Raw genomic sequence first — 18,805 nt, 5'->3', positions numbered from 1 at the left:
TAGCCTAGCGAAGTCGCCACCAGAGTGTGCAGCCTGCCTAGTGAAACAACAAGCTGTTGCGCAATCTGTCCCGCAGGAACAAGGCTCGGCGTACCGATCCGAACCTGGAGGAGCACGCGATGACCAGCACCGACCTCACCCCCGCAGAGCTCGACGCCGATCTCGACCTCGACCAGCTGAAGCAGCTCGTCGGCCTGGTGCCCTACGACGAGAGCACCGACCCGTTCCCGGTCACCGCGATGGACGCCGTGGTGTTCGTGGTCGGCAACGCCACGCAGACCGCGAAGTGGTACCAGCTCGCGTTCGGCATGGACCTGGTCGCGTACTCCGGCCCCGAGACCGGTTCCAAGGACAGCAAGGCGTACGTGCTCAAGGCGGGCTCGGCCCGGTTCGTGATCGCCGGCGGCGTCAGCCCCAAGAGCCCGCTGCTCGACCACCACCGCAAGCACGGCGACGGTGTCGCGGACCTCGCGCTCGAGGTGCCGGACGTCGACAAGTGCATCGAGCACGCCCGCAAGGTCGGCGCCGTCGTGCTCGAGGAGCCGAACGACGTCTCCGACGAGCACGGCACGATCCGCCGCGCGGCGATCGCGGCGTACGGCGACACCCGCCACACGCTGATCGACCGCAGCAAGTACCACGGCCCGTACCTGCCGGGCTTCGTCGCGGCGAGCACCCGGGTGACCCGGCCCGAGGGACACCCGAAGCGGCTGTTCCAGGCCGTCGACCACGTGGTCGGCAACGTCGAGCTCGGCAAGATGGACGAGTGGGTTGCCTTCTACAACAAGGTGATGGGCTTCGTGAACATGGCGGAGTTCATCGGCGACGACATCGCCACCGACTATTCGGCGCTGATGAGCAAGGTGGTCGCCAACGGCAACCACCGGGTGAAGTTCCCGCTGAACGAGCCGGCGGTGGCGAAGAAGAAGTCGCAGATCGACGAGTTCCTGGAGTTCTACGACGGCGCGGGCGCCCAGCACATCGCGCTGGCCACCAACGACATCCTGCGCACCGTCGACATCATGCGGGCCAACGGCGTGGAGTTCCTGAACACCCCGGACTCCTACTACGAGGACCCGGAGCTGCGGGCCCGGATCGGCGAGGTGCGGGTGCCGATCGAGGAGCTGCAGTCGCGCGGCATCCTGGTCGACCGTGACGAGGACGGCTACCTGCTGCAGATCTTCACGGCGCCGATCGGCGACCGCCCGACGGTGTTCTACGAACTGATCGAGCGGCACGGCTCGCTGGGCTTCGGCAAGGGCAACTTCAAGGCGCTGTTCGAGGCGATCGAGCGCGAACAGGAGCGCCGCGGCAACCTCTGAGGCAGGTTTGACGATCAAAAGCTTGCCAGAAGCAACTGGACACGGCGTGTCGCCGTCCGATTACCGGAATGACTGTCCGGGCAGGCTCCGTTCGCGTAGTGTGCCTTCCTGAGTGCGCGTCGGGGCGTGCATTCAGGAAGGGTTTCGTCATGAAGACACTGAGCATTCTGCTCAGCACCGCCGGCCTGGCCGGCGTGGGCGCTCTCGCGTTGTCCGCCCTCCCGGCCGAGGCGGCCACGGCCGCCAGCTGCTCGGGCGCGAGGTCCATCGCATCGGCGCCGATGCTGCGTAATCATCAGCCGCCCAGCTGGGGCACGGTCCGGCTCGTCCGGGACAGCTGCTACCAGTACTGGGCCGAGATCACCATGGCGTCACCGCTGGTGGCCAACGCGAAGGCCAACGCCTTCCTGGTGCAGTACGGCGGCGGCAACAACGGTCGGGTGCTCAGCTGCGACAGCAGCGGCGGCAACGGCTCGGTCATCCAGGGGCAGCGCACCTGCCGCACGCCGAAGGTGAAGGCCACCAGCGGCAGCATCACGTTCGCCGCGATCGGGCGGGAGTACCACAACTACGGCGGCGGCTACGAGGAGATCTCGGAGAACGTCACCAAACGCACGCGCTGAGACTGGGGTGCACGGTACCGCGCAGTAGTAACTAGGCTCGCAGTATGAGTGAGGTTGTCGAGCAGCTGCGTCAGGTACTGCCGCCCGAGGCATTGGTGACGGATCCGGACCGGATCGAGAGCTATCGGTACGACCGAGCGATGTTCTGCCCGGCCGGGATGCCGCTCGCCGTCGTGCTGGCCCGTGAGACCGCACACGTCCAGGCGGCGGTGCGGATCGCGAACGAGAACGACGTACCGATCGTGCCGCAGGGCGCGCGCTCCGGCCTGTCCGGCGCCGCGAACGCGCTCGACGGCTGCATCGTGATCTCGCTGGAGAAGATGGACCGGGTCCTGGCCATCGAGCCCGTCGACCGGTACGTCGTCACGCAGCCGGGCGTCTACAACGCGGTGCTGTCCCGGGCGGTCGCCGAGCACGGGCTGTTCTACCCGCCGGACCCGTCCAGCTGGGAGTTCTGCTCGATCGGCGGCAACCTGTCCACGAACTCCGGCGGCCTGTGCTGCGTGAAGTACGGCGTGACCACGGACTACGTGCTCGGCCTGGAGGTCGTGCTCGCCGACGGCCGGGTGCTGCGGACCGGCCGGAAGACCGTGAAGGGCGTCGCCGGGTACGACCTGGTGAAGCTGATCGTCGGCAGTGAGGGCACGCTCGGCATCATCACCGAGGCGACCCTGGCGCTGCGTCCGCAGGCCGCGAAGCCGCGGACGATGGCGGCGCTGTTCGGCTCCGGCGTCGAGGCCGGGAACGCGATCCTGGAGATCATCCGCAGCGGCGTCTCGCTCAGCCTGCTGGAGATCATGGACCGGACGACGATTCGCGCGGTCAACAAGTACAAACGGATGGACCTGCCCGACGAGGCGGCCGCGATGCTGATCGCGCAGTCCGACGCGGGCGGCGAGGCCGGCGCGGCCGACGTCGCCACGGTCGCGAAGCTGTGCCGCGACCACGGCGCGCTGGAGTGCATCGAGGCCGAGGACGACGCCGAGGGCGAGCTGCTGCTCGAGGGCCGCCGGGCGGCGCTGACCGCCCTGGAGGAACTCGGGACCACGATGATCGACGACGTCGCCGTCCCGCGCTCGCGGCTGGCCGAGTTCATCGGCCGGATCGAGCAGCTGTCCGCGGAGCTGGACATCACGATCGGCGTCCTCGGGCACGCCGGCGACGGCAACATGCACCCGACGGTCGTCTTCGACCAGACCGACCCGGCGCAGGCCGAGCGCGCCCAGGTCGCGTTCGACCGGGTGATGGAGATCGGGCTGGAGCTCGGCGGCACGATCACCGGCGAGCACGGCGTCGGGGTGCTGAAACGCGCCTGGCTGGCCGAGGAGATCGGCCCGGTCGCGCTCGACGTCCACCGGGCGATCAAGAACGCGCTGGACCCGAAGAACCTGCTCAACCCCGGGAAAGTCGTCGCCGGATGAGACTGTGACGCAACCGCAACACAACTGCCGAGGCCGCTCGACGCCGCTGCCCCGTCGAATGTGACGTCGGGTCGGGACCATGGAAGTGAGGACGTGTACGAATTCGCGGGGGGACCGGATGCAGGGTAGGAGGCGCCCGATGGGTCTGTGGCGCCGGACCGTGCTGCCTGCCGTCGCCGCCGTGGTCGCGACCGCAGCGTTGTCCGCCTGCGCGAACGGCGGCGGCCTGCGTGTCGAGGGCCCCGAATCGCCTCCGCCGGAGACCCCGTCGCCGTCCGTCGCGATCGGCACCGGCGGCGCCTCTCCGCACCCCGGGCGCACCCCGCAGGTGGCCGTCGACCTGTACAAGGTCCGGGCCGCGCTGCTCGCGGATCCACGGCTCGGCACCTACCCGCGATCGGTGCTTTCGAATTGCACCGTGATTTCGCGTTGCCTCAGCAGGGGTAAGACCGTTGATGTATTGCACAGCGGTACACCCCAACAGATCGTCCTCATCCATACCCTGGAGAAGTTCGTCTTCGGTATCTTCCTGATCGCCGTCGAGCCCTCGGGCCCGCGACCGGTCTGGATCCTGGACGTCGAGCAACCGACCGTGAACGCCAGCCCGCAAGGTGACCTGGTGGTCGAGTCGAAGATCTTCACGATCGACGACCCGGTCTGCTGCCCGTCGGGCCGGCGGGTCGAGGTCTACCGTTGGAACGGCCGGCAGATGATCAAGGTGAGCTCGACGGACCAGTAGGGAGACTGAAGTTCGGTGGTACCGGAAGAACCGGCAGCGCGCATTCTCATGGTCGAGGACGACGCGGTGATCCGTGAGGCGACCCAGTTGACCCTCGAGCGGCACGGCTACGACGTGACCACGGCCGAGGACGGCCTGGAAGCGATCGAGCGCTTCGAGAAGATCCATCCCGACGTCGTGATGCTGGACATCATGCTGCCCGGGCTGGACGGGATCTCGGTGTGCCGACGGGTCCGCGAGACCAGCACGGTCCCGATCGTGATGGTCTCGGCCCGCGGTGACGCGCTCGACGTCGTCCTCGGCCTGGAAGCGGGCGCGGACGACTACGTGACCAAACCCTTCGACACCCAGGTCCTGGTGGCCCGGCTGCGGGCGGTGATGCGGCGCGCGGTCTCCGACCCGGAGCGCCCGGCACCGGCGGCCGGCTCCGGCGTGGAGTCGTTCGGCGACCTGGAGCTGGACCGCGAGGCGCTGGAGGTCCGGCGCGGCGGGCAGACCGTGCAGCTGACGCCGACCGAGCTCAAGCTGCTGATCGAGTTCGCGAACAACCCGGGTGTGGTACTCAGCCGGTCGACGCTGCTGCAGCGGGTCTGGGACTACGAGTGGGGCGGCGACGGCCGGCTGGTCGACGTCCACCTGCAGCGGCTGCGGACCAAGATCGGTGCCGACCGCATCGAAACCGTCCGCGGCTTCGGGTACAAGCTGCGGGCCTAGCGGATGGGCCCTGAGTGATGGGACTGCGCGGCAAGCTCGGTCTCATCTTCCTGCTGGTTTCGTCGCTCGCGATCCTGGTGCTGTGCGTCGCGGTCTACACCCAGGCCCAGTCGGCCCGGCTGGACCGGACGCGCAGCTTCGCCGACGAGCGGATCCAGCTCGCGGCGCAGAGCTACGACACCAACGACGTACCGGTGTTCGGGGCGAAGGTCGACGATCCGGACCTGCCGCCGCAGTTGCGCGAGGCCGTGCTCGAAGGCAAGCGGGCCACGTTCAAGACCGGGTCGCCGCACGCGAAGATGTGGGCGGCGGTCGCGGTCAAGGACGGCAAGGTGCTCTCGATCGAGCAGGACTACGAGAGCACCGACGACTCGATGCAGGCGTTGCAGCAGGCCCTGGTCCTCGGCGGCATCGGCACGGTCGCGCTGGTCGCGCTGGTCAGCGTGATCCTGGCCGGCAGCCTGTCGAAACGGATCGTCGCGGTCGCGGGGACGGCGCGGCGGATCGCGGCCGGCGACCTGGACGCGTCCGCGGCCGAGGCCGTCGGCAAGGGCAAGGACGAGGTCCAGTCGCTGGCGACGGCGCTCGACACGATGGCCAGTTCGCTGCGCGGTCAGCTCGAGGCGGAGCGCCGGTTCACGGCGGACGTCGCCCACGACCTGCGAACGCCGGTGACCGGCCTGACCACGGCGGCCGAGCTCCTGCCGCCCGGCCGGCCCAGCGAGCTGGTCCGGGACCGCGCGAAGGTGCTGCGGCGGCTGGTCGAGGATCTCCTGGAGATCGCCCGGTTCGACTCGGGCGTGGAGCAGGCGGACCTGGAGCTGGTCGGCCTCGGCGCGTTCGTCGGCTCGGCGGTCGGCCGGTTGCGGATGCAGCAGGCGCTCGCCCCGGACAGCGTGATCGTGTGTCAGGTCGGCCCCGACGAGACGGTGTCGACCGACTCCCGGCGGATCGAACGGATCCTGGCCAACCTGATCGTCAACGGGCTGCGGCACGGCAAGCCGCCGGTCGAGGTCACGGTCAGCGGCCGTACCGTCGAGGTCGTTGACCACGGCAACGGGTATCCCGAGGAACTGATTGCCGAGGGCCCGCGCCGGTTCCGGTCCGGGATGGCCGAGCGGGGTGTCGGGCACGGCCTCGGCCTGACGATCGCGGCCGGACACGCCAAGGTACTCGGCGCCGAGCTGACGTTCGGCGAAGCGCCCGGCGGCGGCGCGCTCGCCCGGCTGGTGCTGCCCGCCGGACCTGAGACGGAGCCGTAACAACCATTACCGGCGGCGCCGCGTCTTCTCCTCCGTAACACCAACAAAACGAGGGGAAACCAGACATCATGCGCACTCAGTTCGTCCGCCGTTCCGCCGCCGTCGTCGCCGGTCTCGCACTGGCCGCCGGAGGCCTCGGCATCGCCGGCGCCCTGCAGGCCAACGCCGCCACCACCGGTACCAGCGCCTCGATCGCGGCCAAGTCGATCACGATCAAGTCGGACAAGGCCACCGCGAAGGCCTGGACGAAGGTCTCCTTCACCGGCAAGACCTCCGGCATCGCGAAGAACACCGTGGTCCAGGTGCAGCGGCTGGAGAGCGGCAAGTGGGTCAACTTCCCGGCCACCACGAAGGTCACCAGCCGGGCGACCTACTCGGTCTGGGTGCAGAGCGGCCGGGTCGGCGTGAACAAGTTCCGCGTCGTCGCGGCGAACACCGCCTCCGCGCCGGTCTCGGTGACCATCACCAAGTAGTCGGGGGAACGGGGGACAGAAGCCGGGGACCTTGCACAGGCAATTGCTTGTGCAAGGTCCCCGGCTGGTGTGGACGGTCGGTCAGTGGGTGCCGTAGACGTTGAACTCGGCGGCCGAGCCGAAGACGGCGCCGTTGAGTGAGCTCGTGCCGACGAACTTCACGAAACGGCCCGGCTTCGCGGTGAAGTCGACCCGCTGGACGGCGGTGGAGTTCGGGAACTGGCCGGTCGCGACCGGCGTACCCCAGTCCTGGCCGTCGGCGCTGACGTAGATCTCGTACCCCTTGAACATCCCGTTCGTGCCGCTCTGCCGGGGCAGGTAGCTGAACCCGTTCACCTGGTACGCCGACCCGAGGTCGAGCGTCATGTGGTGCGGGTAGCCGGCCGGCGTACTGACCTGCGACCAGGCGGAATGCCAGATGGTGCTCGGGTTTCCGTCCAGGGCCGCCGTCGCCGCGCCGCCCGTTGCGACGTCCTCGCTGCTCACGTCCGCCACCTTGATCCGCGACTGCGGAACGATCCCCGGCGGCAGCACGGTGGCCTCTGCACTGATCGTCGCCTGACCACCTGTCGCGGTCAGCGGGTACTTGCCCTCCGGCGTACCGGCCGGGGGAGTCACGTCCCACGTCGTCGTGACGCCGGCACCGGCGGCAACCGTCGCGTACGTCGCCGGCGTGGTCGCGGTGACGACCCAGCCGTCGGGGGCGGTGAGGCCGAGCGTGATGTTGTTCGCGGCAACCACATCGTTGTTGGTGAACGTCGTGGTGACGGTGTTCGCCTCACCGGACACGAGACCGGTCAGCCCGGAGACCGCGACTGAGGTGCAGTCCGCCGGCTCCGACGTCGTCCCGAGATCGGTGACGGCGAAGTTGTCGATCACGAAGTCGGCCTGGTCGCCGCCGTCGGTGAGCTTGCGCAAGCCGACCCAGTAGTCCCCGCCGCACCCGGCCACGAACTCCTGGTCGAACGTCGCCTTGGTCCGCTGCTCGCCGATCGGCGTCGCCTTGACCTCGACGGAGTCCGGCCTGTCGACGCCCTGGATCCACGCGTACTGGCCGGCGCGGCCGCTCTCGTAGTCGAAGCTGACCTTGTACTTATGGCCCGGCTGGAAGTTCACCGTCCACGGCGCGGTGCGGTAGACGAGGCCCTGGTTCTCCTCGTGCGACTTGAGCGACCAGTTGCCGTCGAGCACGTCGTCGACGAGCTTCCCGTTCCAGCCTGCCTGCGTGTACGGCGCGTGCTTCGGAGCGAGTACCGTCCGCGGGTCCGTGACACCACCGGCATCGCCCTTCATGAACGGCCCCCAGCCCTGATCCACGGCCTCGAAGTCGTCGACGAGCCCCGCTGCCGGCTGCGTGGTCCCGACCACCCGCACGTCATCCAGCCGAACCTGTGCAGGTCCCGCGGTTGCCGCGATGGCCAGGTCGGCGGTGCTTCCCTTGGCGGTGAAGACGACGCGCGCCCGCTGGTAGTACAGCTCGTGCTTGTCGTCGGCAGCAACCATGTTCTGAGCGGTCGATCTCGTGACCAGGTTCTTCACCCCGTCGACCGAGATCATCGTCGGACGCGACTTGCCCGGCTCGACCTCGATCCAGGCGGACGCGCTGTAGGTGCGGCCGCGGACGAGCCCGGTCAGGCGCTGGTGGATCGACGACGCCTTCGTACCGAGCTGGGCCACGTGCTGGCCGTTCTCGAGCGTCGCGAGCTTCGTGCCGCCGGTGGCGTTCCAGGCGTCCAGGTTGCCGGCGTTGAAGCCGGGGTCCTTCACGTGGCTGCCCTCACCCCATACGGCCGGCTTCGGCTGCGGAGCCGCGACCGGGTACAGCACGTACGGCTGGCCCGGGACGGCGTCCAGCGTGATCGCGCCGTGCTGGGCGCGGATGGTGACGGGCTTCGTCCGGCCGGTGTCCGACAGCTGGTAGGCGGTGAAGGTGCTGGTCCCGGCGAAGGCGCTGGGCAGCTGCCAGGTGGTGCGGCCGCCGGCCGGGTTGTAGTGGTACAGCTTCTTGTCGCCGTCCCACGGCAGCAGGTACTTGTCGCCGTCGAGCACCTTCGCGCTCCCGGCGTACACGGTCCGCTTGCCGTTCTCCACCGTGCCGCGGATGCCGCCGGTGAACGTGATGTCGGCGTCGTTCCAGTCCACGATCTTCTGCTGCTGCAGGAACTTCGCGGGCAGGTTGCGCTGCCAGATGTTGGTGTAGAACGCGTTCCAGTCGGTCTCGCCGGTCCAGCCCTCGAACTCGACGATCGAGGCCTGACCGAGGATCGGGTCGCTGTTCCAGACGTCCTTCTCGTGGTTGCGGACGAACCGGATGATCTTCGAGTTCAGGCCCTTGTTGGTCGGGCCGCCGTAGTCGAGGTCGTTGGCCCAGTGCGACCACAGCGACGTCCGCTCGTGCCGGTCGGCCCATTCGGTCGCGACCTGCCAGCCCTGGCCGGCGAGCTGCCGGGTCAGGCCGTCGGCGAGCCAGCCGGACTGGTAGTAGACGTCGATGTACAGCTCCTGGAGGTTCTTGTCGGTCTCGTCGCGGAGCTGCTGGAACCGCTGCACGATGTTGCCGGAGGCAAGATCCGGGCGCTGCTTGATGTAGTAGCTCTGGTTCAGCCAGTTCCACCCCTTGGCGAACTTGTCGACCAGCTCCTCGCTGAACGCGTTCGCCTCCGGGTACGACTCGGTGGCGTTCACGTGGACGCCGAACGCGGCGTTCCAGGACTTGCCCTGCTTGAGCAGCGTGTTCAGGTCGGTCAGGCCGCCGGCGCGGGTGTTGTAGTTGCCGCCGTAGTCCGGGTGGGCGGAGTCGTGGCCCTCGGCGCCGTACCCCTTGAGGATCGCCATCTGGCCGAGGCCGTCGGTGGCCAGCGAGACCCGCTTGACGTCGTCGAGCGTGCGCAGGAACGGATGCGTGGCCTGACTGGCGAAGTTGAACGGGATGTGCGTGACCACCCGGTCCTTGACCTGGTCGCCGCCCTTCGGCTCGGTCATGATCGAGCGGAACGCGACCGCGCCGTCCTCCCAGTCGACCGTCCGGTCCTGGTTCGCGTCCGGGGTGACGACGACCTTCGCCCAGGGCAGCGGTTCGGTGTACGGCGAGGTGTCGGCGCGGTACGTCCACTGGCCGCTCCACACGCCGACGCGGGTGCTGCCGTCGGCGGCCTTGCGGGCGCGGTGCCAGAACCGGGCGCCGTCGTCGACCGACTGGCCGGACGGCTTGTCGTACACCGAGTTCGACTCGATGCCCGCCGCCAGGCCGCTGGTGTTGACGAACGCGTACGTCGCCCCAGTCGCGGCGGCCTCGCCCGGCGTGCTCGCGGTGACGGGCGCGATCTTGTCGGCCGTCCGCGTCGAATCCGGGTCCAGCGTGGTGAACGCGGTGGTCGCGCCCGCGTCCGAACTGGCCACCGAGACCAGGTCGTGGTCGGGGATGTCGATCGTGTGCACGCGGCTGGTCCCGGTGTCGCGCACCGCGTCGATCGCGAAGGTCGTCACCCGGCCGGCCACGCTCAGGCTGGCGTCCAGCTCGACACCGGGCAGGGCGTCGAAAGCCAGCGTGTACGACGCCCGCCCGCCGTCGACCGTCGGCGCCGCGGCGAGATGCGCGGTGCGGGCCACGCCGTCGACGGTGACGGTCGAGATCGCGTCCGGCTGACCCCCGAGGGCCTGGCCGGAGGCGTTGTCGACGTACTTGATCACCCGCGGGAAGTCCGACCCCACGGTGACCGTCAATTCCGCGGACCGCAGCGTCAGCTCACCGGCAGCGTGCGCGCCGGTCGGCACGCCCAGCACACCGGCGGCCAGGGCTACAGCCAGTACTCCACACCCCACTGAACGTTTCATGCCGAAGAAGTTCGCACGCAAGCGCAACTTCGTCAAGAGAAACGAACACTAATGAACAACATTCGCCTCGCCTCCGGCATCGGCGAAGGAAAGGCGGAGTGGATCAGGCCATCGCCCGGGGTCGGGTGAGCCGGGCGGGCGCGGGCCGACGCCGCCGTGCGCCGCCGGGCGGGCGCGGGCCGGCGCCGGGCGTGGGCCGACGCGGCCGTGTCTGGGCCGCGGCGGGCCGTGCCGCCGGGGAGCGGGTTGGTGGTGGGCTCAGGTGGTGGGTGGGTTGATCCGGCCGGTGACTTCGCCCAGGCCGATTCGAGAGCCGGTGGGAGTGCTTGCCCAGGCGGAGATGGTGATCTCGTCGCCGTCTTCGAGGAAGGTGTGTTCCTTGCCGTCGACGATCAGTGGCTCGCGGCCGGCCCAGCTGAGTTCGATGAACGAGCCGCGCTGGTCTTTCGCCGCGCCGCTGACGGTGCCGGACGCGTACAGGTCGCCGGTGCGGACACTCGCGCCGTTGACGGTCATGTGGGCGAGCATCTGGGCGGCGGACCAGTAGATGTCGCGGTACGGCGGGGTGCTCACCAGGTGGCCGTTCAGCCGCACCTCGAAGGTGATGTCGAAGTTCGTCAGGCTCCGGCCGGCCAGATACGGAAGGACGGGCGGATCCTGCGGCGGGAGGGGCACGGCGGAGCCGGCCAGCGCGTCCAGGGACACGACCCAGGGGGAGATCGACGTGGCGAAGGACTTGCCGAGGAACGGGCCGAGCGGGACGTACTCCCAGGCCTGGAGGTCGCGCGCGGACCAGTCGTTGACGACGACCACGCCGTACACATGGTCCTCGAAATCGTCAACGGACACAGGCTTTCCGAGTGCCGACGGCGCGCCGACGACGTAGCCGAGCTCGACCTCGATGTCGAGCCGCTGGGACGGCCCGAAGGTCGGCGCGGCGGCGTCCGGGGCCTTGCGCTGACCGGACGGCCGGACGATGTCGGTGCCGCTGACAACGATCGTGCCGGCCCGGCCGTGGTAGCCGACCGGCAGGTGTTTCCAGTTCGGCAGCAGCGGCTCGGAGTCCGGGCGGAACAGCCGGCCCAAATTCGACGCGTGCTGCTCGGAGGCGTAGAAGTCGACGTAGTCGCCGACCTCGAACGGCAGCTGCATCGTCACCGCGGACTGCGGGATCAGGTGCGGCTCGACGGTGTCCCGGTCGTTCTCGTTGCGGACCAGGTCGAGCAGCCAGTTCCGGGTCGCGCGCCAGGCCGGCCGGCCGAGGGCGAGGAACGCGTTGAGCGTCGGCTCGGCGAACAGCTGTGCGCCGTCCAGCATCTGCGCGGACGCGACCGGCGCGAGGTCGATGATCTGGTCGCCGATCGCGGCGCCGACCCGCGGCTCCTCGTCGCCGTGCCGGAACACGCCCAGCGGCAGATTGTCCGGCCCGAACGGCGAACCGTCCGGGATCTCGATCCAGCTCATTCAGTCCTCCATCAGGCGCAAGGTCGTCAGGTCGGTGCGCGGCTCCTCGATGCTGCACGAGCCGAACGACGTGAACCACCGGCGGGTGCTCGCCGCCTGGTCGTCGGACAGCTCCCGCGCCCGCGCCGCCAGTACGTCACCGTCTCGCTCGCCCAGCACCGCGGCCACCTCGTCGGCGTTGGCCCCGTCGAGCGAGGCCCGGGTCGCGAGCAGGACGTTGAGGAAACCGTGGTGCTCGAAACCCGTGTCCGCAGCGGTATGGCGGACCGCGTTGTGCAGCCCGGCGGTGCACTTGAAGGCCACTTCCCGGTCCAGACACGCGGTGATGAACGCGGCCACCTGCTGCTCGGACGGGAAGAGCGCGGCGTCCAGGCCGCCGGTGCGGAGCTTCGCGGCGTACCCGGCGTCGGCGACCACGTCGAGGGCGCGTTCCCACGCTCCCTCCAAGCCGATCTCGACGTACGCGGACTCCTCGTCGAGGCAGTCGTCGCACGCCCGGACCACGCGGAGCGCGTTCCGGGACAGGTCGTCCTCGTCGCGCAGCCGGACCTCGATCGCGGTCACCTCGACGTCCTGCGAGCGATCGCCCCACCGGATCACCGGCTCGATCCCGCCGGCGCCGCCGGAGATGACCACCGACACGCGGAACGGGGCAGACTCCGGCCCCGCCTCGGCCCGAGCGGTCCCGGCGACCTGCATCAGGTTGTCGTCGGTGCAGACGAACGGGCCGACCAGGTCGGCGTACGGCGACCGGAGGTGCGCCCGGTGCGCGGCGACGGCCTCGGCCAGCGGCAGGTTCCCGGGCGGGAACATCGACGCGTCGTCGACCAGGTGCCGGAACAGGGCAGGGACGGTTGACATGACCCAGAGCCTAACGGATGCTTTCGGTAAGCGGACGCAAGCGTTCGATTATCGGATGGGCAGGATGAGATGGCGTACTACCGGCAGGTCGGCGAGGTTCCACCCAAGCGGCACACGCAGTTCCGGAAGCCGGACGGCGGGCTGTACTACGAGGAGCTGATGGGGGAGGAGGGGTTCTCGTCGGACTCGTCGCTGCTGTACCACGCCGGCGTACCGTCCGCGATCGTCGATTCGCAGGTCTGGGACCTGCCGGATCTCGCCACCGTCGCGAACCATCCGCTCACGCCGCGGCACCTGAAGCTGCACGACCTGTTCACCGACACGTCCAAGGCGAACGCCGTCGAGGACCGCCGGCTGGTGCTCGGCAACGGAGACGTCCGGATCTCGTACGCCGTCGCGGAGCAGCCGTCGCCGTACTACCGCAACGCGATCGGCGACGAGTGCGTGTACGTCGAGAAGGGCTCGGCGACCGTCGAGACCGTGTTCGGCGTACTGAACGCGGTCCAGGGCGACTACGTGATCATCCCGCGCGCGACCACGCACCGCTGGCTGCCCGGGCCGCAGGGGGTGCACGCGTACTGCATCGAGGCCAACTCGCACATCGCGCCGCCGAAGCGCTACCTGTCCCGGTACGGCCAGTTCCTCGAGCACTCGCCGTACTGCGAGCGCGACCTGCACCCGGCGGGCGAGCCGCTCGTGGTCGAGGGGACCGACGTCGAGGTGCTGGTGAAGCACCGCGGGAACGGCGCCGGCGGGATCGTCGGGTCGCGGATGACGTACGCGACGCATCCGTTCGACGTGGTCGGCTGGGACGGGTGCCTGTACCCGTACACGTTCAACGTCAGCGACTTCGAGCCGATCACCGGCCGCGTGCACCAGCCGCCGCCCGTGCACCAGGTGTTCGAGGGGTACAACTTCGTGGTCTGCAACTTCGTGCCGCGGAAGGTCGACTACCACCCGCTGTCGGTGCCGGTGCCGTACTACCACTCGAACGTCGACTCCGACGAGGTGATGTTCTACTGCGGCGGCGACTACGAGGCGCGGAAGGGCTCCGGCATCGGGCTCGGGTCCATCTCGCTGCACCCCGGCGGGTACGCGCACGGCCCGCAGCCGTCGGCGATCGAGGCGTCGCTCGGCGCCGAGCGGTTCGAGGAACTCGCGGTCATGGTCGACACCTTCCGGCCGCTCGAACTGGGCGAGGGCGGCCAGGCCGTCGACGACGGCGTCTACGCCTGGACCTGGGCGGGTCGCCGCAAGGACTGAGCGGGAGACACGCCTGGTGTGGGATTCTGTCCCCTGTGAGTGAGGACGGGGACGCGGTTTCGCAGGTCACACAGGACAGTCCGGAGGTGCTGGTGCAGGAGCCACCGCACGATTCCGGGCGGCCGTTCGTGGTCGGTGTCGACCGTGAGGCCGTGCTGCGCCGGCGTGAGGTGGTGCGGACCGTCGAGCGGCGGGGCGGGTGGGTGACCCTGGCGCTCGGCGTGGTCGGCATCGTCGCCGCGCTCTACGCGCTGGTCGCGTTCCGCGGGGCCGGGATGTGGCCGTTCGCGCTGTTGTTGATCCTGGCAATGATCCCGCTGGTGCTCAGCACGGTCCTGGTGTACCGCCTGCAGGCGGAGCGGGTGAAGTGGTACGACGCGAACGAGCTGCCGCCGGTGGCGATGCGGATCTCCGCCAAGGGGCTCGAGCTCGCCTGCGACGGCGCGGCGTACCCGGTGGTGCTGCCGTGGGCGACCGTCCGCGGCTTCACGCAGCACAAGCTGCTCGGCCAGTACATGCTCGACCTGGCCCTGGTCCACGGCGTGAGCGCGACGACCGCCGGCGTCCGCGGTCTGGACCAGCCGCCCGTCCGCAGCGTCGTCAAGCCGAACCCGCTGCTCCGGCCGACCGGCATGTTCCTGGTCAAGGCGCTCGACCAGCCCGTCCACGTCATCGACGAGGCCCTCAGACACTTCTCCAACGGCACCGCGGGCATCCGGCGCTGACCTGCCGGCCTGCGAAGCTCGAGGGATGAACGAGAGCTTCGTGGTCGGCCTGCGGCATGACGAGGTGCTGCGCCGCCGCGCCGTCGTCCGCCGGGTCCGGCTGATCGGCGGCGCGATCGTCGTGGTCACGACCTCGGTCGGCCTGGTGCTTTCGGTGTGGCTGATGATCCTGCTCGGCGACGCCTGGTACATCGGCCTGCTGATGATCGCGTCCCTGCTGCTGCCGCTCGTCAGCGTCATCCAGTCCTTCCGGCAGCAGCGCTGGTACGCCGGGGCGGACCTCCCGCCGTACGCGATGCGCATGACGCCGGCCGCGCTCGAGCTCGGCGTCGAGGGCGCGCCCGCTCCCGTCGTACTGCCGTGGCCCGCGGTGAGCGGCTTCCGGCAGGAGCGCCGTGCCGGTCAGCCCGTCCTGCGGGTCCTCCTGCGGCGCGGCGTGACACCCACGAGCCCCGGCGTCAGCGGCCTCGACCAACCGGCCGCGCGGGCCACGCTGCAGCCCAGCAAGTTCGTCAAGAACGGCGGCCTGTACGGCGTGCCGTCACTCGACCAGCCCGTCGAGGCGATCGACCAGGCCCTCCGCTACTTCTCCAACGGCAACGCCGCGGTCGTCCGCTAACAGGGCAGCGCGCGGTACGTGTAGCCGAGCTTGCTGAGTTTGGTCAGGGCCCGGTCGAGCGCGGCGACGGTCTGGGATCGGTTGCCGCCGCCGTCGTGCATCAGGATGATCGCGCCCGGGCGGGCGCCGGCCATGATCGCGTGCTCGATCTGCGCGGCGCCGGGCTTCTCCCAGTCCTTCGTGTCGACGTCCCAGAGCACCTGCCGCTGGTGGTACGCCGCCGCGATGGCCGCGATCTTCGCGTTCGTCGCGCCGGTCGGCGGGCGCAGGCACTTGGACTTCACGCCGGTGGCGATCTCCTGCCGCACCTTCGCGTCCGGCAGCAGGGTCAGCGTCTTGTGATCCCAGGTGTGGTTGCCCACCTGGTGCCCGGCGGCGCGCTCGGCCGCGACCAGGTCTGGGTACTGCGCGACCTGGATGCCGAGCACGAAGAACGTCGCCTGCGCCTTGTGCTTGCGCAGGACCTGCAGCACCTTCGGCGTCCACTCGTGCTGCGGGCCGTCGTCGAAGGTCAGATAGAGCACCTTCCCGTGCGCGGCCAGGTTCCAGTCGTCGGCCGGAGGCTTGGCGACCGCGGGTTTGACGGCGGACTGCGTTGGGCGCTTGACCGCCGACGGTTCGCCGCGCTTGGACGTGGCCGACGTACCCAGCGTGCCGTGACTGGACGACGGGGAGACGGGCGCGGCGGCGGACGTGACGGAGTGGTCGGAGGGTGTGGCGGCTTGGGCGAGGACGGCACCGCAGAGGAGGGCGGCGACCAACGGCAGGAACTTGCCGGGCGGCTTGGTCATGGGCGGAATCTTCTCGCGGTGACTGGGCCATCCCGGCACCGGGTCCGGGTGTGTCGCCCGTATCGTGTCCTTCCGGGCCGGAGATCCCGGCGAACGGACCTGTGAGGCGGGGCGGATGACGGACAACGGCGAGCGGACCACGATGACACGACGTACGGTGATCGGCGGCGCGGCGGCGCTGGCCGCGGCCGGTTTCCAGGCGGTCCCGGCGTACGCCGGCGGCGGTAGTGGACCGGGCAAGACCGTGCGGCTGACCGTGATGGGCACCACCGACCTGCACGGCAACGTCTTCAACTGGGACTACTTCAAGAACGCCGAGTACGACGACAGCGCCCACAACGACATCGGCCTGGCCAAGGTCTCCACCCTCGTCAACGCCGTCCGGGACCGGATCGCCGCGGACCGGCACGCGCCGCGCCCGCTGCTGCTCGACGCCGGCGACACCATCCAGGGCACCCCGCTGGCGTACTACTTCGCGAAGATCGAGCCGATCACCGGCGGCCACACGCACCCGATGGCGGCCGCGATGAACCGGATCGGGTACGACGCGGCGGCGCTCGGCAACCACGAGTTCAACTACGGCCTCGACATCCTCCGCAAGTTCCAGCGGCAGCTGCGGTTCCCGCTGCTCGGCGCGAACGCCCAGGACTGGACCACGGGCCTGCCGGTGTTCCCGCCGTACACGCTGAAGCGGGTGCACGTGCCGGGGGAGAAGCCGATCACCGTCGGCATCCTCGGGCTGACCAACCCCGGCATCGCGATCTGGGACAAGGCGAACGTCGAGAACAAGCTGAAGTTCGGCGGCATCGTCGAGCTGGCCAAGATCTGGGTGCCGCGGGTCCGGCAGGCCGGCGCCGACGTCGTCGTCGCCGCGGTGCACTCGGGGATGGACCTGTCCTCGTCGTACGGCGACGCGCTGCCGTACCCGGAGAACGCGTCGGTGCTGATGGCCGAGACCGTCCCCGGCATCGACGCCGTCCTGGTCGGGCACGCGCACCTGGAGATCCCCGAGCGGCTCGTCACCAACAAGACCAGCGGCGAGCAGGTCGTGCTGAGCGAGCCGCTGAAGTGGGGCATGCGGGTGTCGCTGTTCGACCTCGACCTGCAGAAGATCCGCGGGCAGTGGAAGGTCGTCGGCCGGCACAGCCAGGTGCTGAACGCGAACTCCGTCGCCGCCGACCCGGCCGTCGTCGCGCTGCTGCAGAAGGACCACGACAAGGTCGTCGAGTACGTGAACTCGAAGATCGGCACCTGCACCGAGGCGATGTCCGCGGCCACCGCGCCGTGGGAGGACACCGCCGCGCTGGACTTCGTCAACTTCATCCAGGCCGACGCGGTCTCGAAGGCGCTCGCCGGTACGCCGCAGGCGACGCTGCCGGTGCTGGCCATCGCGGCGCCGTTCAACCGGGCCGCCGCGATCCCGGCCGGGGACGTCTCGATCCGCGACGTCGCCGGTTTGTACGTCTTCGACAACACGCTGCTCGCGGTGACGATGACGGGTGCACAGCTCAAGGACTACCTGGAGTTCTCGGCGCAGTACTTCAAGCAGGTGAGCGGCACCGGGCCGTTCCCGTCGTCCGACGTGACCAACGCCCCGACCCCGACCGCGCCGAACGGTACGCCGGACTACAACTACGACATCCTCGGCGGTCTGACCAAGCCCCTCACCTACACGATCGACATCGCCAAGCCGGCCGGTGCGCGGATCACCGACCTCGCCTACGACGGCACACCCGTGGCCGCCGACCAGCAGTTCGTCGTCGCCGTCAACAACTACCGCCAGTCCGGCGGCGGCAACTTCCCGCACGTCAAGACCGCTCCGGTCGTCTACAACCGCCAGGTCGAGATCCGCCAGCTGATGATCGACTACGTCACCGCCACCGGCACAGTCGACCCCAAAACCTTCCACACCACCGACTGGTCCCTAACCTCCAACGGCACCCCCATCACAGTCACCAGCTGACCTAGGTTCCGGGGGAGGACTGTCCGCCCCACGCCGTGCTACGCGTGGGGTGGTCCGCCCCACGCGGTGCTACACACGGCTCCTCCGCCGCCGCACTACGCGCCACTCCCACCCACCCCCGGCCACCGCCGGAGCACCTGCTTCCGGCTGACGCCGGTTGTTCCGGCTACCGCCGGTTGTTCCGGCTGCGCCGGGTTGTTCCGGCTGGCGCCGTTTGTTCCGGCTGGGCCGGGTTGTGCTGGCTGGTGCCGGAGGTTCCGGCCACCGCCGGGCTGTTCCGGCCGGCGCCGGTGGTTACGGCTGGCGCCTCGGTCGACTGCCCCGGTCGACAGCTGATCCCGGCTGCCTGAGCTACACGTCCGCGAGCCCCGGCGAGCTGGCACCTCCCGACAACCTCAGCCAGCTGACCACCCGGCGCCGCCGACCAACGAACCACCTGCTGGTTCACCTCACGCGGCGCTACGCACGGCTCCCACCCACCCCCGGCTACCGCCGGAGCAGCTGCTTCCGGCTGACGCCGGGTTGTGCCGGCTGGTGCCGGAGGTTCCGGCTATCGCCGGTTGTGCCGGCTGGTGCCGGAGGTTCCGGCTATCGCCGGTTGTTCCGGCTACCGCCGGTTGTTCCGGCTGCGCCGGGTTGTGCCGGCTGGTGCCGGAGGTTCCGGCTATCGCCGGTTGTTCCGGCTACCGCCGGTTGTTCCGGCTGCGCCGGGTTGTGCCGGCTGGTGCCGG

The 18,805-nt window shown here is 69.7% G+C and carries 15 protein-coding genes; 11 read left to right on the top strand and 4 right to left on the bottom strand.

Translation table 11 applies throughout. The annotated features are described in order from the left end of the window. Positions 1-119: 119 nt before the first annotated feature. The 7 genes from hppD to ABZW60_RS01435 all read left to right on the top strand — a co-directional run bounded on the left by hppD (position 120) and on the right by ABZW60_RS01435 (position 6,554). The gene (hppD, locus tag ABZW60_RS01465; protein ID WP_355472855.1) at positions 120-1,322 is read left to right on the top strand and encodes a 4-hydroxyphenylpyruvate dioxygenase; all 1,203 of its coding nucleotides are present in this window, start codon (positions 120-122) and stop codon (positions 1,320-1,322) included. 149 nt (positions 1,323-1,471) lie between these two features. After that, complete coding sequence (locus ABZW60_RS01460; protein ID WP_355472853.1) at positions 1,472-1,945, top strand: hypothetical protein; 474 nt, start codon at positions 1,472-1,474, stop codon at positions 1,943-1,945. A gap of 44 nt (positions 1,946-1,989) precedes the next feature. Continuing rightward, on the top strand, positions 1,990-3,366 hold the full coding sequence (locus ABZW60_RS01455; RefSeq protein WP_355472851.1) for an FAD-linked oxidase C-terminal domain-containing protein: 1,377 nt from the start codon (positions 1,990-1,992) through the stop codon (positions 3,364-3,366). A gap of 139 nt (positions 3,367-3,505) precedes the next feature. Continuing rightward, a complete protein-coding gene (locus ABZW60_RS01450; RefSeq protein ID WP_355472849.1) occupies positions 3,506-4,105 on the top strand; it encodes a hypothetical protein in 600 nt (199 codons plus the stop codon). A 48-nt stretch (positions 4,106-4,153) separates the two neighbouring features. Next, a complete protein-coding gene (gene cseB, locus ABZW60_RS01445; protein ID WP_355472847.1) occupies positions 4,154-4,819 on the top strand; it encodes a two-component system response regulator CseB in 666 nt (221 codons plus the stop codon). A 17-nt stretch (positions 4,820-4,836) separates the two neighbouring features. Further along, complete coding sequence (locus tag ABZW60_RS01440) at positions 4,837-6,081, top strand: HAMP domain-containing sensor histidine kinase (RefSeq protein WP_355474476.1); 1,245 nt, start codon at positions 4,837-4,839, stop codon at positions 6,079-6,081. A gap of 68 nt (positions 6,082-6,149) precedes the next feature. Next, positions 6,150-6,554 (top strand): hypothetical protein, encoded by a 405-nt coding sequence (locus ABZW60_RS01435; protein ID WP_355472845.1) that lies wholly within the window; start codon positions 6,150-6,152, stop codon positions 6,552-6,554. A gap of 81 nt (positions 6,555-6,635) precedes the next feature. On the opposite strand, the gene ABZW60_RS01430 is transcribed toward ABZW60_RS01435, so the two are convergent. The 3 genes from ABZW60_RS01430 to ABZW60_RS01420 all read right to left on the bottom strand — a co-directional run bounded on the left by ABZW60_RS01430 (position 6,636) and on the right by ABZW60_RS01420 (position 12,713). After that, on the bottom strand, positions 6,636-10,388 hold the full coding sequence (locus tag ABZW60_RS01430; RefSeq protein ID WP_355472843.1) for an endo-alpha-N-acetylgalactosaminidase family protein: 3,753 nt from the start codon (positions 10,386-10,388) through the stop codon (positions 6,636-6,638). Between the two features lie 258 nt (positions 10,389-10,646). Further along, positions 10,647-11,852: a fumarylacetoacetase gene (gene fahA, locus ABZW60_RS01425; RefSeq protein ID WP_355472841.1), complete on the bottom strand. Its 1,206-nt coding sequence runs from the start codon at positions 11,850-11,852 to the stop codon at positions 10,647-10,649. Beyond that, complete coding sequence (locus ABZW60_RS01420) at positions 11,853-12,713, bottom strand: hypothetical protein (RefSeq protein ID WP_355472839.1); 861 nt, start codon at positions 12,711-12,713, stop codon at positions 11,853-11,855. A gap of 69 nt (positions 12,714-12,782) precedes the next feature. Between ABZW60_RS01420 and ABZW60_RS01415 the strand changes: the two genes are divergently transcribed. From ABZW60_RS01415 to ABZW60_RS01405, 3 genes are read left to right on the top strand one after another with little or no spacing between them, the layout of a single operon-like run. Further along, a complete protein-coding gene (locus tag ABZW60_RS01415) occupies positions 12,783-13,976 on the top strand; it encodes a homogentisate 1,2-dioxygenase domain-containing protein (RefSeq protein WP_355472837.1) in 1,194 nt (397 codons plus the stop codon). Between the two features lie 35 nt (positions 13,977-14,011). Next, the gene (locus tag ABZW60_RS01410) at positions 14,012-14,701 is read left to right on the top strand and encodes a hypothetical protein (protein WP_355472835.1); all 690 of its coding nucleotides are present in this window, start codon (positions 14,012-14,014) and stop codon (positions 14,699-14,701) included. Positions 14,702-14,726: 25 nt separating this feature from the next. Beyond that, the gene (locus ABZW60_RS01405) at positions 14,727-15,320 is read left to right on the top strand and encodes a hypothetical protein (protein WP_355472833.1); all 594 of its coding nucleotides are present in this window, start codon (positions 14,727-14,729) and stop codon (positions 15,318-15,320) included. Here the strand turns inward: ABZW60_RS01405 and ABZW60_RS01400 are convergent. After that, entirely contained in the window at positions 15,317-16,111 is a 795-nt protein-coding gene (locus ABZW60_RS01400; RefSeq protein ID WP_355472831.1) for a polysaccharide deacetylase family protein, read from the bottom strand. The two genes, ABZW60_RS01405 and ABZW60_RS01400, sit on opposite strands and share 4 nt — an antisense overlap. 115 nt (positions 16,112-16,226) lie before the next feature. On the opposite strand from ABZW60_RS01400, the gene ABZW60_RS01395 reads away from it, so the two are divergent. Further along, entirely contained in the window at positions 16,227-18,074 is a 1,848-nt protein-coding gene (locus tag ABZW60_RS01395) for a 5'-nucleotidase C-terminal domain-containing protein (RefSeq protein ID WP_355472829.1), read from the top strand. The last annotated feature ends 731 nt before the right edge of the window (positions 18,075-18,805 follow it).

Origin of the sequence: Kribbella sp. NPDC003557 (genome assembly GCF_040610805.1) — a bacterium.
Taxonomy (GTDB): Bacteria; Actinomycetota; Actinomycetes; order Propionibacteriales; family Kribbellaceae; genus Kribbella.
Note: the sequence above shows the minus strand (reverse complement) of the source record. Positions and strands in the feature narration are given on the sequence as shown.

Excerpts from the sequence above, each read along its gene's own strand:
- hppD (WP_355472855.1), top strand. The coding sequence starts at position 120 with ATGACCAGCACCGACCTCACCCCCGCAGAGCTCGACGCCGATCTCGAC.
- ABZW60_RS01460 (WP_355472853.1), top strand. The coding sequence starts at position 1,472 with ATGAAGACACTGAGCATTCTGCTCAGCACCGCCGGCCTGGCCGGCGTG.
- ABZW60_RS01455 (WP_355472851.1), top strand. The coding sequence starts at position 1,990 with ATGAGTGAGGTTGTCGAGCAGCTGCGTCAGGTACTGCCGCCCGAGGCA.
- ABZW60_RS01450 (WP_355472849.1), top strand. The coding sequence starts at position 3,506 with ATGGGTCTGTGGCGCCGGACCGTGCTGCCTGCCGTCGCCGCCGTGGTC.
- cseB (WP_355472847.1), top strand. The coding sequence starts at position 4,154 with ATGGTCGAGGACGACGCGGTGATCCGTGAGGCGACCCAGTTGACCCTC.
- ABZW60_RS01440 (WP_355474476.1), top strand. The coding sequence starts at position 4,837 with ATGGGACTGCGCGGCAAGCTCGGTCTCATCTTCCTGCTGGTTTCGTCG.
- ABZW60_RS01435 (WP_355472845.1), top strand. The coding sequence starts at position 6,150 with ATGCGCACTCAGTTCGTCCGCCGTTCCGCCGCCGTCGTCGCCGGTCTC.
- ABZW60_RS01430 (WP_355472843.1), bottom strand. The coding sequence starts at position 10,388 with ATGAAACGTTCAGTGGGGTGTGGAGTACTGGCTGTAGCCCTGGCCGCC.
- fahA (WP_355472841.1), bottom strand. The coding sequence starts at position 11,852 with ATGAGCTGGATCGAGATCCCGGACGGTTCGCCGTTCGGGCCGGACAAT.
- ABZW60_RS01420 (WP_355472839.1), bottom strand. The coding sequence starts at position 12,713 with ATGTCAACCGTCCCTGCCCTGTTCCGGCACCTGGTCGACGACGCGTCG.
- ABZW60_RS01415 (WP_355472837.1), top strand. The coding sequence starts at position 12,783 with ATGGCGTACTACCGGCAGGTCGGCGAGGTTCCACCCAAGCGGCACACG.
- ABZW60_RS01405 (WP_355472833.1), top strand. The coding sequence starts at position 14,727 with ATGAACGAGAGCTTCGTGGTCGGCCTGCGGCATGACGAGGTGCTGCGC.
- ABZW60_RS01400 (WP_355472831.1), bottom strand. The coding sequence starts at position 16,111 with ATGACCAAGCCGCCCGGCAAGTTCCTGCCGTTGGTCGCCGCCCTCCTC.
- ABZW60_RS01395 (WP_355472829.1), top strand. The coding sequence starts at position 16,227 with ATGACGGACAACGGCGAGCGGACCACGATGACACGACGTACGGTGATC.